Genomic DNA, 13,163 nt, shown 5'->3' with positions numbered 1-13,163 from the left:
ATGCCCTCAGCCATACCACCCACCCACGCTGCCGACTTCCCCGAGGCGTTACGCGACTGGCAGCGCTCCCTGCGGGAGCAATTCCCGATCCTCACCGGCCACCCCGGCCTGGTCTATCTCGACAGTGCGGCGACGGCACAGAAGCCGCAGGCCATGCTCGACGCCGTCCACACGTATCTGACGACGGCGAACGCCAACGCCGGGCGTGGCACCTACCCCTGGGCGAACGCCTCGACCACCCTGGTCGAACGGACCAAGGAACAGGTCAAAACCTTCTTCGACGACCCTGCGCCCGATCGGTCCACCGTCCACTTCACCAGCGGTACCACCGAGGGGCTGCGCACCGTCGCGCGCGACTGGCTCGTCGGAGCGCTGCGGGAGGGGGACGAGATCGTCGTGCCGCTCGCCGACCACCAGGCCAACGTCGCCCCCTGGACGGAGGCCGCAGATCTCCTGCTCTCCCGAGGAGTGCGGGTAACGGTACGCGGTATGCCGTACCAGTCGTCCTCGGGTGACTACGACATGCGGGCACTCGCCTCCATGGTCGGCCCGCAGACGCGCTTCGTCGCGGCGACCCACGTCCATCACGTCTACGGCGCGGACATGAACGTCCCTCGCATCCGTGAGGCGATAGGGCCGGACATCCCCATCTGTCTCGACGCGGCCCAGAGCGTCGGACATCTCCCGGTGTCCGTCCGAGACCTCGACGTCGACTTCGTGGCCTTCTCCGGCCACAAGGCCATGGCACTACCGGGGTCCGGCGCCGTGTGGGCCCGTCAGAGCCGGGGCCCGCGGTTCGCTCCGGGAGGGTGGATCGGAACGCCCAACACCACCGGCATAGTCAGCCTGTCAGCTTCCCTGGACTGGCTCGACGAGGCGGGCACGGATCGTATCGAGCGATGGACAACAGCCCTCGCGCTCCGGCTCACCGACGGACTGCGACACCTGCCCGCCTATCAAGTGCTGGGCTGCCAGACCAGCCTGGCCCGCGACTCCCGGGTTCAGCACCGCTGCGGCATCGTCACGATCCGTCATCACGCGATCGAGGCGGCCGACTTGGGGTTCATCCTCTACAGCCACGGGTTCATGGTGCGTACGGACGGACACTGCCAGGGCGAGGCCGGCGAGCGCACGAGTTCCGTACGGGTCAGCACCCACCTCTACAACACTCCCGACGAGATCGACCGACTGCTCGCCGTGCTCGGTTCCCTGGAGTGAACAGCACCGGCCCCGGTCACTCCTGAGCGTGCCGGATGGCGTCCAGGACGATATGGGCCACATGGTCGTCAGTCAGTGAGTACTCGACCTCCCTGGCGTGGCGGCGGGCCGAGACAATGTGGGTGGCACGCAGCACCCGCAGGTGTTGGGAGACAAGTGGCTGGCTCACGCCGAGCGCGGCGACAAGTTCGTGAACGGGCTTGCTGCCGCCGGCCAGTTCCCTGACTATCCCGAGCCGCACCGGCGAGGCCAGGGCCCGCAACAGCTCACTGGCCGCGTGCAGGCCCTGGTCCCGCTCGTCGCCAGAGTCGCTACTGGGATTCATTACCACATGCTGACATTAGCATGTCAGCATTCACCCTCGCCCGGGCCGACGTTCAGTGATCGTCCCAGTGACCTTCATGCGCCGCGTGCCGGTGGCCGTCATGCACGTAATCGGTGTGACCGCCGTGCGGCACGGCCGCATGACCACAGTCGACACCATGCTCATGGTCATGCCCCTCATGCACGTCATGCTCACCCGCGGAGCACTCGTCCGCATGCCCTTCATGCGGGGTGTGGATGTGCCCGTCATGGGCGTAGTCGACGTGGTCACGGTGCGGCAGCGCCACATGTCCGCAACCCTCCCCGTGCACGTGGGGGTGGTCTTCGTGGATGCGGTGACTGGCGGCAGTCGCCATGAGTCTCTCCCGATCGATCGGTGCGGGCCGGGCCGTCAGGTCGACAGCGCGGGTTGTTACATTGCAATATCAGCATATGCGAACTCCGCTATACATCTACCCTCACACGGCTGTGCCGCCGCACGCACATGCACTCCGCCATACAAGACGGCGCTTAATGGATATGATTTCCAAGAACTGCGGATCCGGTGGCCGCCGGAGCATCCTGCCGCAGGTGGGAGCCGTATCGCCCAGGGGGACGCGGCAACCGGACAAGCACATCAGGAAGCTGAGGAATCGGGATCACATGGGCATGAGTCTGCCAACGGCCGCACGGTGGGTTGACCGCTGGGAACAGCAGCAGCAGCGGTACGCGGTAGACCGCGAGGAACGCTTCACCGTCATCGCCGACGTCGTCGAGCACGTGACCACCGGCCGCCTCAACCCTCGCATTCTGGACCTCGGCTGCGGCCCCGGATCGCTGCCCGCACGGCTGTCGAAACGGCTGCCGCACGCGGAAATCGTCGCCGTGGACATGGATCCCCTCCTCCTCGAACTTGCCCGCACCCGCCACCCCGACGCCGCCCGCTACATCGAGACGACCATCGGCACCACAGGATGGATCGCCGGTCTCCAACTCTCGGGCCCGCTGGACGCCGTGGTCTCCACCACGGCGCTCCACTACCTGCCGGAAGACATCCTGCGGCGCACCTACGCGGAACTCACTCCGCTGCTGCGCGACGGGGGCGTCCTCATCAACGCCGACCACCTCTCCCAGGACGGCGGCGCCACCACCGCCGAGATCACCGCCCACGTCGGACACCGGCGCGCCGAACGACAGCAGGCGTACGCACATGAGGACTGGGAATCTTGGTGGACCGCCATCGAGCAGGAACCCGAACTGGCCGAGCTGCTGGCCGTACGACGTCAACGCGGCGTGGCACACGCCAACGGCTGCGCACTCACCGTCACCCGTCACCTCCAGCTCCTCCGAGAGGCGGGCTTCGCCCAGGCCGGCTCCGTCTGGCAGATCGGCAACAGCTGCGTCATCGTCGCCATCCAGGAGCGGCCGACCAACGGACAGGCACAGCCGACAGCACGCCGTACGAGGCGTTCCGCGACAGGACAACCCGGCAACGGGAGGCCATGAGCGCCGGCGCTGAACGCCGCGCACCACAAGTAGGGTCACCGAGGGTGGTTTTGGCCCAAGCCCGCCATCCGACGGGCGCGGGGCGTGCGTCGGCGTCCTGGACGAGTGGCGGCAACATCATCGAGACCGGCACCGACTCCTACCGTCTGGCTGCCACCCGCGCCCTCGCGCCTCCAGTTCATTCCTGAGGAACAGCACCCCAGTGCCGACGCTCATCGCCGCGGCCCCCGCCGCCACACCGGCCGGTCGACCGGTGGCGAACGCGGCCATGCCAACGGCCATACAGGAGAAGCCGATCTCCATCGCCCCCGAGTGCGACCTCCGTCCGACCCATCGCGCCGCGAGGGGCTGGACCACCACGAGGCCGAGCGAGTAGCCCATCATGATCGTGCCGTACAGGGCCGTCGCCAGTCGCCCGTCCGCGTACGGCGCCGAGCAGGCCAAAGCCCAGCGCCGGGGCGGAAGCGTACGGCGGCTCCAAGCTCGCCCCCGACCTGTCCATCAACCGCAGCCGTGAGGCCCTCGTCGGGCAGCAGCCGTTGGACGGTCCCGTCACCGCTTCCCACCCGGCAAATCCCTGGCAGCAGGCAGGGGTCCACCTGCGGGATACCAAGGCCGTACTCGACAGTCCTGACGACGCGGCCGCCCAGGCGCACCTCGCGGCCTTCGGTGATGTCCTCTACGACACGGCCCTGGCTCTACCGAGCAGCAGCCGGGAAGACCTCCACGCAGCGGCGCGGGCGTACAACCGGGCCAGGCGCTCCGCGATCCGCGCCGACCACCAGCGGGCTGCCGCCCTGCGCTCGGCGGCCCGAGAGCTTCTCAGCAGCAATACCAGCACCGACGGAGCCGTGGTAATCGACCTGCTCGTCGCCGCGATCTACTTCACCGTGGCGGCAGCGCGCTGGCACGAGAAACGAGGCCACGAGCAGCAAGCCGCAGCCGCCGAGCAGACGCTGGTGCACCTCCGCGTCGCCTACGCCGCCACGGCCCAGCCGGCGCTCACCGACCTCGCCCGGCGGGCCCCGCGCCAGCAGAACACCGACCGGTACGCAGCGGCTGTACGACAGGCCCTCCCCGAACACGCCGAGCGCATGCTCACTGCCCCCGCCCGGCCCGCCCTCACCACCGTCCTCGCCCAGGCCGAAACCGCTGGGCACCGACCACTCGGCAGCCGAAGTCCTCACATGGCGTATCGCCAACCAGCCGGACAAGCGATCAAGCGCCGCTCTGGCCCGGAGCGGAAACGCCAACCGAGCCACCACACCCGCTGCAGCCACGGCGCCCCGCGTAGACGGAGTGAACCGTCGCCATCGCCGATAGCACCACAAGCCGGCGGGCTCACACCGAGGAACACGGGCTCAACGGGGAGTCCGGGCCAAGGCGGCTTCGGCCGGATCACGCGAGTACCGGCCGGAAGTCATCGACAGAGCAGACGGCTTCTCGTCCAAGTGACATTCTTGGAGCTGCACAGAGGCGAAAGGGAGTTGGCTCATGCGGTGGACGGTTCATGGCGAGCGCCAGATTTACAACAACCCGTGGGTGAATCTCTGGCTCGTGGATGTCCAGCAGCCGGACGGCCGGCGGTGGGAGCATCATGTGGTCCGAATGCGGCATCTCGCCGTCGCCGCCGTGGTGGACGAGCAGAAGCGGGTGCTGATGATGTGGCGCCACCGGTTCATCACGGACACCTGGGGCTGGGAACTGCCGATGGGCCTGATCGAGGCCGACGAGACCCCGGAGCAGGCGGCGGCTCGTGAGGTGGAGGAGGAGACCGGCTGGCGGGTGGAGGGCCTGAAGCCCCTGGTGTACGCGCAGCCGGCCAATGGCATCACCGACTCGGAACATCACGTCTTCCGCGCTGAGGCTGCCACCTATGCGGGCCCGCCGACGGAACTGAACGAGTCGGACCGCATCGAGTGGATCCCGATGTCCGAGATTCGCGGCATGATCGACCGTCGCGAGGTGGTCAGCAGCGGCAGCCTGGTCGGCCTGCTGTACCTCCTGCTGGACGAGGCCACCAGCGCCACCAGCTAGGACTTGTCCGGCCGAGCATGTGACGTCTGGCTTTGCTTGGTCACGCGCTCGGAGCGGTGGTCGCGCTGGCGGTCAGTCGAAGATGGTTAATGTCTCCAGAGTGCACCACTTCGACCTCGGTAGCAGAGTCGTCTTCGAAGCGCAGAGTGAAGTACGGACTGGCCTCGATGAGCAGTTGTACGTCTTCACGCGCGTCGCGGTCGAGGGGCGGTGATGCGGCGGCGTCCCATGTGCCGCTGCCGACCGTGGGGACGATCCTGACAGAGATGTGCGCCAGGCAGGTTGAACGGTTGGCCCACCACTCCAAACGCGCTGTGCCCTCGTAACGGTCCATTCTGCGAGGGTACGCAGAGTGGTTGTCTCTCCGGCCGAGCGTCTCGTTGGGCAGGGCATCACGAGCGGGCTGACGACAAATACCGCAGTCCCGTGCGCTTCACCACGTGCGTGGGGCGGCCACTTCCGGCCAGGAGAATCGGTACTCCGCTACGGTGAACTCCCTCTTCGCAAGGGCGAGTTCCTAAGGAAAGAAACCCGATGCCCACTCTGCTCTACTACCCGCTGGTCAGTCCTCCGCAGGAGATTCTCCACCAGGCGCTGTTGTACTGGGACGGCATCGCGTCCGTGGTGCCGGAGTCTCGTGATGTATACGAGGACGCGGTCTCGGACGAGTTGAAGGACCTCAGGGATCGAGGGCTCTATCACCCCGTCGCCCTGGGCCCTCAGCACACTCGCCTCCTGGGTGGGCCTGGACACCGACCGAGAGGTGAGTCGTATGAAGTCTTGATTGAGGAGCTCCGCGAGTTGGCCGCTGGGGCACAACGCCCGCGGCTTTCCTTCCTGGACGCTGCCTTCCTCTACCGCTCGAAGGTCGGATACCTCCTGGAGGACGAGATTGTCCGTCTCGGCCTGGGGCAGCGCCTGGACGGAGCGGGCCGCAGAAGTATGGCTGTGCCCAAGGAAGTGCAATTGCTGCTGATCGGCGCTCTGGCACGGGAACTGGCTGCAGAAACCACAGCTCGCGCATACACGCCCTACACCGATCAAAGATTCGCCCACGAGACGTCGCTACGGCTGCCAGCCCTCGGCGACGGCACAGCGGCATGGCGAGTCGAACTCGGCCGGCTTCTGCCCGTCCCTGCGCCAGGTACCCCGACCTCGGAGGTCCTGGAGTTCCGTAACCGGTATGACGGCGAGCGGCAACGACTGATAGACGCCACTCAGACCATGCTCGTCGACCTGCGCCGCAACTGGGAGCACCCTGCCGATGTCCTGCAACGGATGCGGGTGGAGTTGACGCAGGCACACAAGGACTACGAGTCCGTGACGAGGAGCAGCCGCATGGCGTGGGTAAGCAGATCCATCTCGGTCACCGTGGGAGTGGCCGCGGCCGCCGCAGGGGCCCTGATCGTTCCCCATCTGGGCTGGCTTGCCGGGGTAGCCGGCAGTATCGCGTTCAATGTCGCCACCCGTGAAGTCCGCCCGCTGTCCCAGGCGAAGAAGGAGCACCCGTTCAGCTACCTTCACCACGTTGATCGAGAGCTGGCGTAACAAGGTTCAGAGGGTGGGCAGCGTCAGAGCAGCCTGAGGCGTTCGGTGAACTTGCCGGCTGGCGGCGGTAGCTGGTCCGAGACCGCTGAACGAGAGATGCGACAAGCTCACGAACGAGCCGTGAGCGCGTACGTCTTAGGAGGCAGACTCCTACAGCAAACGCGGTTACGTCTTCGAGCTCGGCAGCCGACGGAGGCCCCCCGCTCCGCACCCACCGACCGTGACCCCGGCCACGCGGTCCGCCCTGGCAGCAGCACGGGACGCGCCATGCGCGCCGCGTACCGCGATCCGCTTCACGAGACCTGAGTCGTGCGTGTTCCTCGAGGCGGTGCCGTTCCTCGCGTACTCCACTGCCACGGACTCACCGAACAAGGGAGTCGCGCAGCACATCAAGGACGCGTTCGCCAGCCCGAACAGCACCTACCCCAGCAGCGGCTCCCTCAAGAAGTTCCCGGGGGAGTACGACGGAACGTGGGGGAACGAAGGTCTGCACCGGCTGACCGAGAGCCTCCACCTGTCCGTCATGAACACGAACACCGCGCACAAGGATGCGGCCTGCAGCAGTACGGGCGAGTACGCGACCACGGGTCTTCCGTCAATTCTGCGGCCCACCCTGGGACAGGACTGCGATGAGTACCCGTTCCGCTCCACCCTCGAGGGAGCTGCCAGCACGAACTGGGACTTCTCCGTCCGCGCTGTCGACACCACGCAAAACCAGTCCGCCGGCGGTAGCCTCTCGGGCTTCTACGGAACTGACCGCGTTCTGGCCTGGGACCCCACGCTCCCGTTCCCGGACGACTCGAACGACACCTTCTACGTGCGCGTCACCTAACCCCGACGCACCAGGTAGATAAGCTGAAGAGCCGCGCCAACCCTGGCGCGGCTCTTCTGTATCTTGAGGACAAGCACCGTGGACCTACACTTCATCTACCGTGAATTCGGCATGGCAGCGTTCACCCTCGCCCCCACCACGCCAGAAGATCTCCTCCACCATCTCGGCGTCGCCCAGGCCGCTCCCGTCAGTAACATCCTCTCCGATCTTCACGACGAAGAAGCAGGGTTCCTCGCCGCCCGCGCCGTCTCCCCCGATTGGTCCATCACCATCGAGACCAACGGCGAAACCGGATGGATCGGCTGCACACCACGCGTGATGCAGGCACTTTCCGAACGATGCGGAACCGTCCACAGCACCTGCTTCACCGACGAAGACGCACGCCTGCTCATCGCCCGCGACGACGGCATCCTCTTCGGACTCGACATCCACACGGGCAACCGCTGGGGACACAGCGATGACGAAGCAATCGATCAGCAGCTCGCCCAGGTGGGATTCCACCCGGGCGGCCTCCGCGCCATGGACCCGCGCCTGAAAGACATGAGGACCATCGACAGGACCGACGTAGCTTTCGCCGCGGTATCTGGTCACACGTTGAACAGCTGCCTCGGAGTCACGGGTTGGATCGGCGGCGTCGCCCAACGATAGAAAGCCAGCCTGCTTGTCGCCTGAGAAAACAGTCAGGCCGAGTCATTCGTTGTTGCACGACACGCTACCCGAGTAGCTGATCGCGCCTGGCACCCTTTCAAGAATGGGCCTGTCCTATTTAGACCGTGTCCCATGTGGAGACGGCTCGTTGGGCTATGCATGGGGCGGGGTACGTGGAGTTGGATTGTTCCGGATGGGCTCTGCCGCCGTGCTTCGGGATCTCGAAGTCGACGGCCCATCGGCGTTTCGTGATCTGGTCCAGGGCAGGTGTCTGGGGGAGCCTGCACGAGGCCGTCATCGACAGGATCGACGAGTGCGGCCTGCTCGACCTCTCCCGCGTGGTCCTCGACTCCGCGCACGTCCGGGCTAAAGAAAGGGGGCGAACTCACAGGCCCGAGCCCCGTGGACCGGGGCAAGCCGGGTTCCAAGATGCACGTACCGGCCCAAGGCCACCCGCGTTCCCCTCGTAGCCGCCGAGGCGCGGCCAGCCCCATCCCAGCCCTTCAGGGCGGTACACCAGGGTCAGAAGCGGTCAATGCAACCGGCTCCAGTACCCCTCGCAGGCCCAAGTAATCCCTGGTCAGAGCACTGCGGTGCTTCTAGGCGCCGTTGCTTCCCAAGCTCAGAGCGCGAGTTCGATTCTCGTCACCCGCTCCACGACGAAGGCCCAAGTCAGCGACTTGGGCCTCCTTTGTTGTCTAGACCATTTCTTGTCCCGCCAGCCCTCCACCAGCCCTTTCTGCTGGCAGAAGCCCAGTTTCGGCGACCTCCCGCGCGATGCGCGAGCCTTCCCGCGCCGGACTTCTCGAATGGCGAGACGCATTTCCTGTGAACTGGGTCACAGGAGCGTGAGGCGTTGCGGCATTGCGAAGGCAATGCCGCTTCCCGCGAACTCCGCCGGGGGCATGGAGCGGAGACAGGACCGCTGTTGCTGGATAAGCGGTCCCGCCTCCGCCACGCCGCGACGGACGAGGCCACCACGACCTCAGCCGGGGTGCTTCCGTGTCTCCGCCTGAGCCTGTTCGGCTGCTTCACCGCGCTGCTGCCGGACTTCGGCGTCGATGCTCTTTGCGAGCTTGCGCTGGTGCTTCTTCTTGGAGTGCTGGTAGATCAGTTGTGCCTTGGGGCTGGACTGGCCCGCCCGGACCACGAGGTCCTTGAGCTTCGCGCCCGAGTCTGCCGCCAGGGTGTTGCCGGTGTGGCGGAGATCGTAGAAGCGAAAGCTGTCCGGCAGACCCGCCGCGGTCCGCGCCTTGCGCCACTTACGCCCGAAGGAAGACCGTCGCAAGGCGGCTCCGCGCTCGCCGACGATGAGCAGTCCGTCCGGTTCCTTCTCGGCGAACCACTGAAGGTGGCGGCGCAGCTCGGGCACCACGAAGTCGGGCAGGTAGATCGCCCGCTTCCCTGCGCGCGACTTCGGTGCTCCCACGACCTTCTGGCCGTTGGTCAGCTCCGGTGCGGCTCGCCTGATCCACACGACGCCTTCGTCGAGGTCGATGTCACCGCGCCGCAGCTCCGCGAGTTCTTCGGGGCGGAGGACGCGAAGGCGCCCAGGAAGATCATGATGCGCCAGCGCGGTCCGAGGGGTCGAGCAACCGCGGGACGCACCGCACCACAACCGGAAGGCGGATTCGCCGTGTACGCGTTCGGCCTGTGCATCGACCGGCACTACCTCACCCCTGGCCTCGCCGCGATCACCAGCCTGGCAGACGGCCTCACCCCCAACGCCCGCCGGAGCACGGCGCTGCGCGTCCTGACACTAGACCTCGCTCCGGCCCACTCGGAACTCCTCGCTCACCTCGCCAAGCGGGCAGGACCGTACCTACTGGTCGGTTACCGCGGTTAACAGCTGGAAGATTACGGTTGAGTACTTGACTCACTGTCTAATTGGGGGAACGGGGCGTCACTGGACGCAGTCGGTGGCCTCCGGCGTGAACTTCATGGGGTCGAGCCGGTCCGTGGCGGCGGCCTCGGTGTAGGTCGCGTGGGTGACCCGGTACCAGACGGTGCCCCTGGAGGTGTCGCCGTCCACGTCGTTCAGGCTCACGCACCAGCGCTCCTGGCGGATCACCCGGGTGTACGTCTCGGTGCCGCTGCGGACGTTCTTGCACTTCCGGGAGCCCGCGGTGGACGTGCACTTCCTGACCGTGTGCGGGCGCGTGACCTTGGTGGTCTTCCTGGAGACGTGGCGGACGGCGTCGCGGAGTCCGGTGACGGTGGCCGCCTCCGATGCGGTGTCCGGCGCGGTGCCCTGGTCGTCGTCGTGGCCCTCGTCGCGCTGGCCACTGCCGCCCCCGCCGGCGGTGGAGTCCTCCCATGGGTTGTCGTTCTGCCCGCTTCCGCTTCCGCATGCGCCGAGCCCGGCCATGAGGGCCATCGTCAGACCGGCCACCATCAGGCGTCTCTTGCTGGACATGCCTTGTTCCCTGTCCGCTGATGTCCCAAAAAAAGACGGTCAGCGTACCTCCCACCCGCTTCTCCTCGTCCCCGGTCGGCATTGACAACCGCCCTCACACCCTTCCATCATCATTCCACTAATCAAGTAGTGGAATGGTGGTGGTGATCGTGGAGTACCGCATCGACAGGCGGAGCGGGGTCCCCGCCTTCCAGCAGATCGTGCAGCAGACCAAGCAGGCCCTCCGGCTGGGCGTACTCGTGCCGGGTGACCGGCTGCCCACCGCCAAGGAGGTCGCCGCGACCAGCACGGTCAACCCGAACACCACCCTCAAGGCGTACCGCGAGCTGGAGCGCGAGGGCCTGGTCGAACCGCGACCGGGCCAGGGCACCTTCGTACGCCGCACGCTGGGCCGCCCCGGGACGGGCACCGACTCGCCGCTGTACGCGGAGCTGGTGGCGTGGATGTCGAAGGCGGCCGGGGCCGGTCTGGAGCAGGAGGACGTGGCCGCGCTGGTCGCGTCGGCGATGGAGAAGCACTACGCCGCCGGGAACGTGGCGGCAACGGGGTCCACGGGGGCCACGGGGGCCACGACAACTAGGAGCACAGGTGAGTGAAGGTATGTACGCGGGGGAACCGGCGATCGAGGCGTACGGGCTGGGGATGCGCTACCGGCAGGGCTGGGCGTTGCGGGACTGCTCCTTCCGGCTCCCGGCGGGACGGATCTGCGGCCTGGTGGGGCCCAACGGGGCGGGCAAGACCACGCTGCTGAGCATCGCGGCCCATGTCCTGCAGCCGACGAACGGCTCGATCAGCCTGTTCGGTGAGGCTCCGGGCTCGGTGGAGTCCGGTCGGCGCACAGCGTTCCTCGCCCAGGAGAAGCCCCTGTTCCGCCGCTTCACCGTGGCGGAGACCCTGCGTCTGGGCCGGGAGCTGAACCCCGGCTGGGACCAGCGCGCCGCCGAGGACATCATCCGCGCGGGCAACGTGCCCTTCGACGCGAAGATCAGCACCCTCTCCGGAGGCCAGCGCACCCGCGTCGCCATCGCCCTCGCCTTCGGAAAGCGCCCCGACCTGCTGATGCTCGACGAGCCGATGTCGGACCTCGACCCGGTCGTGCGCCACGAGATCATGGGCACCCTCCTCGCCGAGGCCGCCGAGCGCGGAACCACCGTGCTGATGTCCACCCACGTCCTCGCCGAACTGGAGAACGTGTGCGACTACCTCGTCGTCGTCTCCGGCGGCGGAGTGCGCCTCGCCGGTGACGTGGACGAGCTGATGTCCATGCACACCCTGGTCACGGGCGCCAAGGAGGGTGACGGCATGCCTCCCGCCCTCGCCCTCGGGCACCACACCCTCGTCGAGTCCCGGACCAGCGGACGGCAGTTCACCGCGCTCATCCGCCCCGAGGGCCCGGTCACCGGCCCCTGGGCCATAAACGCCCCGAACATGGAGGAACTCCTGCTCGCCTATCTCCGCTCACCCGACGCACCACCGCTGATCACCCTCACCGCCCAGGTCCACGGACAGGAGTTCGGCACCGGGGCAGTGGCGGCATGAGCACCTTCACCCGCAGCTCGACCAGCACCTCGACCGGCTCCACGAGCGACGGCAAGAACGGGACCATGAACGGGACCACCGACGGGACCTTGAACGCGACCACCACGGAGGCCAACCGGCGCCCCCGACTCAGCGGTATGACCTGGCTGGTCTGGCGCCAGCACCGGGCCGCGTTCTGGACGATCCTCGCCGCCACCGCGCTCTCCGTGGCCTGGATCGTCTACCAGCGCGGCCAGCTGGTCGACTTCCTCGACGGCTACGGCTATCCCGGCAAGAGCCTCGACGAGGCGGGCGGCAGGTTCCCGCAGTACAACGACGCGTTCTCCTTCGTCTCCATGGGTCTCCAGGCGATACCCGTCCTGCTCGGTGTCTTCCTCGGCGCCCCGCTCATCGCGGGCGACTTGGAGAACGGCACCGCCAAGCTGGTCGCCGCCCAGTCCGCGAGCCGGACCCGCTGGCTCGCCACGAAGCTGGCGCTGGCCGGACTGGTGGTCGTGGTGAGCACGGGCGTGTTGTCGGCGGTGTTCGGCTGGTGGTGGAACCCCGTCAAGTCCGAGGCCCAGGTCATGGACTGGACCTCGGGCGACGCGTTCAACACGACGGGCCCGGTGCCTGTCGCCCTCACCCTCTTCTCCGTCTTCGGCGGGGTGGCGATCGGTGTGGTGCTGCGGCGCACGCTGACGGCCATGGTGGTCACCTTCGGTTTCACCGTCGTCCTCCAGCTCGTCTGGGGCTACTTTCTGCTGTCGCTCGGCAACGTCGTCACGGTCACGACGAACAAGGGTGTCATGGGCGAGAACGTGTCCCCGTCGCTCCCCCACGGCGCTTACGAAATCGACCAGTCGTATGTCACCGGCAGCGGGGATCTGGTGGGCTGGGGCACCTGTTCGGGGTCGCAGACCGACGCGGCACGGCAGGTGTGCCTGGACAAGGCCGATGTCGTGGGCTGGTCGGTGCAGTACCTCCCGCTGTCGCAGATGAACGCCATGCAGTGGTTCGGGGCGTCGATTCTGTTCGCCCTGACCGCCGGTGTCGTGGCGTTCCTCTTCTTCTGGGGTCGTAAGCGGCTCGTCTGAGTCCGTACGCCCCGCGCCCCTTTGCGAAGGGGCGCGTCTT

Annotated in this window: 15 protein-coding genes and 2 pseudogenes; 11 read left to right on the top strand and 6 right to left on the bottom strand. The window is 67.2% G+C overall.

Annotated features, from left to right (window positions below):
* On the top strand, positions 1-1,218 hold the full coding sequence (locus ACZ6MZ_RS02745) for an aminotransferase class V-fold PLP-dependent enzyme (protein ID WP_469349380.1): 1,218 nt from the start codon (positions 1-3) through the stop codon (positions 1,216-1,218).
* Between the two features lie 16 nt (positions 1,219-1,234).
* Here ACZ6MZ_RS02745 and ACZ6MZ_RS02740 read toward each other — a convergent pair whose 3' ends face one another.
* Together ACZ6MZ_RS02740 and ACZ6MZ_RS02735 are read right to left on the bottom strand one after the other, a co-directional pair.
* Positions 1,235-1,543, bottom strand: a complete 309-nt coding sequence (locus ACZ6MZ_RS02740) for an ArsR/SmtB family transcription factor (protein ID WP_389781986.1) — start codon at positions 1,541-1,543, stop codon at positions 1,235-1,237.
* Between the two features lie 52 nt (positions 1,544-1,595).
* Positions 1,596-1,898 carry a hypothetical protein gene (locus ACZ6MZ_RS02735; protein WP_469349379.1) on the bottom strand — a complete coding sequence of 101 codons (303 nt, stop codon included), beginning with the start codon at positions 1,896-1,898 and terminating at the stop codon, positions 1,596-1,598.
* Positions 1,899-2,184: 286 nt separating this feature from the next.
* Between ACZ6MZ_RS02735 and ACZ6MZ_RS02730 the strand changes: the two genes are divergently transcribed.
* Positions 2,185-3,027 carry a class I SAM-dependent methyltransferase gene (locus ACZ6MZ_RS02730; RefSeq protein ID WP_384179364.1) on the top strand — a complete coding sequence of 281 codons (843 nt, stop codon included), beginning with the start codon at positions 2,185-2,187 and terminating at the stop codon, positions 3,025-3,027.
* Positions 3,028-3,725: 698 nt separating this feature from the next.
* On the opposite strand, the gene ACZ6MZ_RS02725 is transcribed toward ACZ6MZ_RS02730, so the two are convergent.
* Positions 3,726-4,307: a hypothetical protein gene (locus ACZ6MZ_RS02725; RefSeq protein ID WP_469349378.1), complete on the bottom strand. Its 582-nt coding sequence runs from the start codon at positions 4,305-4,307 to the stop codon at positions 3,726-3,728.
* A 214-nt stretch (positions 4,308-4,521) separates the two neighbouring features.
* On the opposite strand from ACZ6MZ_RS02725, the gene ACZ6MZ_RS02720 reads away from it, so the two are divergent.
* On the top strand, positions 4,522-5,064 hold the full coding sequence (locus ACZ6MZ_RS02720; RefSeq protein ID WP_384328347.1) for an NUDIX hydrolase: 543 nt from the start codon (positions 4,522-4,524) through the stop codon (positions 5,062-5,064).
* A 40-nt stretch (positions 5,065-5,104) separates the two neighbouring features.
* Here ACZ6MZ_RS02720 and ACZ6MZ_RS02715 read toward each other — a convergent pair whose 3' ends face one another.
* Positions 5,105-5,398, bottom strand: coding sequence for a hypothetical protein (locus tag ACZ6MZ_RS02715; RefSeq protein WP_469349377.1), 294 nt, complete (start codon positions 5,396-5,398; stop codon positions 5,105-5,107).
* Between the two features lie 200 nt (positions 5,399-5,598).
* Here ACZ6MZ_RS02715 and ACZ6MZ_RS02710 point away from each other — a divergent pair, with 200 nt between their 5' ends.
* From ACZ6MZ_RS02710 to ACZ6MZ_RS02695, 4 genes and pseudogenes are all read left to right on the top strand, one after another.
* Positions 5,599-6,612 (top strand): DUF6236 family protein, encoded by a 1,014-nt coding sequence (locus ACZ6MZ_RS02710; protein ID WP_384328349.1) that lies wholly within the window; start codon positions 5,599-5,601, stop codon positions 6,610-6,612.
* A 313-nt stretch (positions 6,613-6,925) separates the two neighbouring features.
* Positions 6,926-7,444 carry a NucA/NucB deoxyribonuclease domain-containing protein gene (locus ACZ6MZ_RS02705; RefSeq protein WP_389781999.1) on the top strand — a complete coding sequence of 173 codons (519 nt, stop codon included), beginning with the start codon at positions 6,926-6,928 and terminating at the stop codon, positions 7,442-7,444.
* Between the two features lie 78 nt (positions 7,445-7,522).
* Positions 7,523-8,092 (top strand): hypothetical protein, encoded by a 570-nt coding sequence (locus tag ACZ6MZ_RS02700; protein ID WP_469349375.1) that lies wholly within the window; start codon positions 7,523-7,525, stop codon positions 8,090-8,092.
* 185 nt (positions 8,093-8,277) lie between these two features.
* Positions 8,278-8,530 (top strand): annotated as a pseudogene (locus ACZ6MZ_RS02695) (IS5/IS1182 family transposase); the annotation flags it as partial.
* A 547-nt stretch (positions 8,531-9,077) separates the two neighbouring features.
* On the opposite strand, the pseudogene ACZ6MZ_RS02690 reads toward ACZ6MZ_RS02695, so the two are convergent.
* Positions 9,078-9,688 (bottom strand): annotated as a pseudogene (locus ACZ6MZ_RS02690) (tyrosine-type recombinase/integrase); the annotation flags it as partial.
* A 40-nt stretch (positions 9,689-9,728) separates the two neighbouring features.
* On the opposite strand from ACZ6MZ_RS02690, the gene ACZ6MZ_RS02685 reads away from it, so the two are divergent.
* The gene (locus ACZ6MZ_RS02685) at positions 9,729-9,938 is read left to right on the top strand and encodes a hypothetical protein (protein WP_469349373.1); all 210 of its coding nucleotides are present in this window, start codon (positions 9,729-9,731) and stop codon (positions 9,936-9,938) included.
* Positions 9,939-9,995: 57 nt separating this feature from the next.
* Here the strand turns inward: ACZ6MZ_RS02685 and ACZ6MZ_RS02680 are convergent, their stop codons facing one another.
* Complete coding sequence (locus tag ACZ6MZ_RS02680; protein ID WP_469349372.1) at positions 9,996-10,508, bottom strand: hypothetical protein; 513 nt, start codon at positions 10,506-10,508, stop codon at positions 9,996-9,998.
* Between the two features lie 134 nt (positions 10,509-10,642).
* Between ACZ6MZ_RS02680 and ACZ6MZ_RS02675 the strand changes: the two genes are divergently transcribed.
* Genes ACZ6MZ_RS02675 through ACZ6MZ_RS02665 form a run of 3 tightly spaced genes read left to right on the top strand, consistent with a single transcriptional unit; the run spans position 10,643 to position 13,123 of the window.
* Positions 10,643-11,104, top strand: coding sequence for a GntR family transcriptional regulator (locus tag ACZ6MZ_RS02675; protein ID WP_469349370.1), 462 nt, complete (start codon positions 10,643-10,645; stop codon positions 11,102-11,104).
* A 4-nt stretch (positions 11,105-11,108) separates the two neighbouring features.
* A complete protein-coding gene (locus tag ACZ6MZ_RS02670) occupies positions 11,109-12,047 on the top strand; it encodes an ABC transporter ATP-binding protein (RefSeq protein ID WP_469349637.1) in 939 nt (312 codons plus the stop codon).
* Complete coding sequence (locus tag ACZ6MZ_RS02665; RefSeq protein WP_469349369.1) at positions 12,044-13,123, top strand: ABC transporter permease subunit; 1,080 nt, start codon at positions 12,044-12,046, stop codon at positions 13,121-13,123. The genes ACZ6MZ_RS02670 and ACZ6MZ_RS02665 overlap by 4 nt, the downstream gene beginning before the upstream one ends.
* The last annotated feature ends 40 nt before the right edge of the window (positions 13,124-13,163 follow it).

Source organism: Streptomyces sp. NPDC042201 (assembly GCF_055582185.1).
The sequence above is the reverse complement of the archived record's forward strand: the minus strand, read 5'-3'. Positions and strand labels throughout refer to the sequence as shown.

Bases quoted from the DNA above. Each gene is read 5' to 3' on its own strand.
- ACZ6MZ_RS02735 (WP_469349379.1), bottom strand. From the start codon at position 1,898: ATGGCGACTGCCGCCAGTCACCGCATCCACGAAGACCACCCCCACGTG.
- ACZ6MZ_RS02740 (WP_389781986.1), bottom strand. From the start codon at position 1,543: ATGAATCCCAGTAGCGACTCTGGCGACGAGCGGGACCAGGGCCTGCAC.
- ACZ6MZ_RS02710 (WP_384328349.1), top strand. From the start codon at position 5,599: ATGCCCACTCTGCTCTACTACCCGCTGGTCAGTCCTCCGCAGGAGATT.
- ACZ6MZ_RS02675 (WP_469349370.1), top strand. From the start codon at position 10,643: ATGGTGGTGGTGATCGTGGAGTACCGCATCGACAGGCGGAGCGGGGTC.
- ACZ6MZ_RS02720 (WP_384328347.1), top strand. From the start codon at position 4,522: ATGCGGTGGACGGTTCATGGCGAGCGCCAGATTTACAACAACCCGTGG.
- ACZ6MZ_RS02715 (WP_469349377.1), bottom strand. From the start codon at position 5,398: ATGGACCGTTACGAGGGCACAGCGCGTTTGGAGTGGTGGGCCAACCGT.
- ACZ6MZ_RS02665 (WP_469349369.1), top strand. From the start codon at position 12,044: ATGAGCACCTTCACCCGCAGCTCGACCAGCACCTCGACCGGCTCCACG.
- ACZ6MZ_RS02730 (WP_384179364.1), top strand. From the start codon at position 2,185: ATGGGCATGAGTCTGCCAACGGCCGCACGGTGGGTTGACCGCTGGGAA.
- ACZ6MZ_RS02680 (WP_469349372.1), bottom strand. From the start codon at position 10,508: ATGTCCAGCAAGAGACGCCTGATGGTGGCCGGTCTGACGATGGCCCTC.
- ACZ6MZ_RS02670 (WP_469349637.1), top strand. From the start codon at position 11,109: ATGTACGCGGGGGAACCGGCGATCGAGGCGTACGGGCTGGGGATGCGC.
- ACZ6MZ_RS02745 (WP_469349380.1), top strand. From the start codon at position 1: ATGCCCTCAGCCATACCACCCACCCACGCTGCCGACTTCCCCGAGGCG.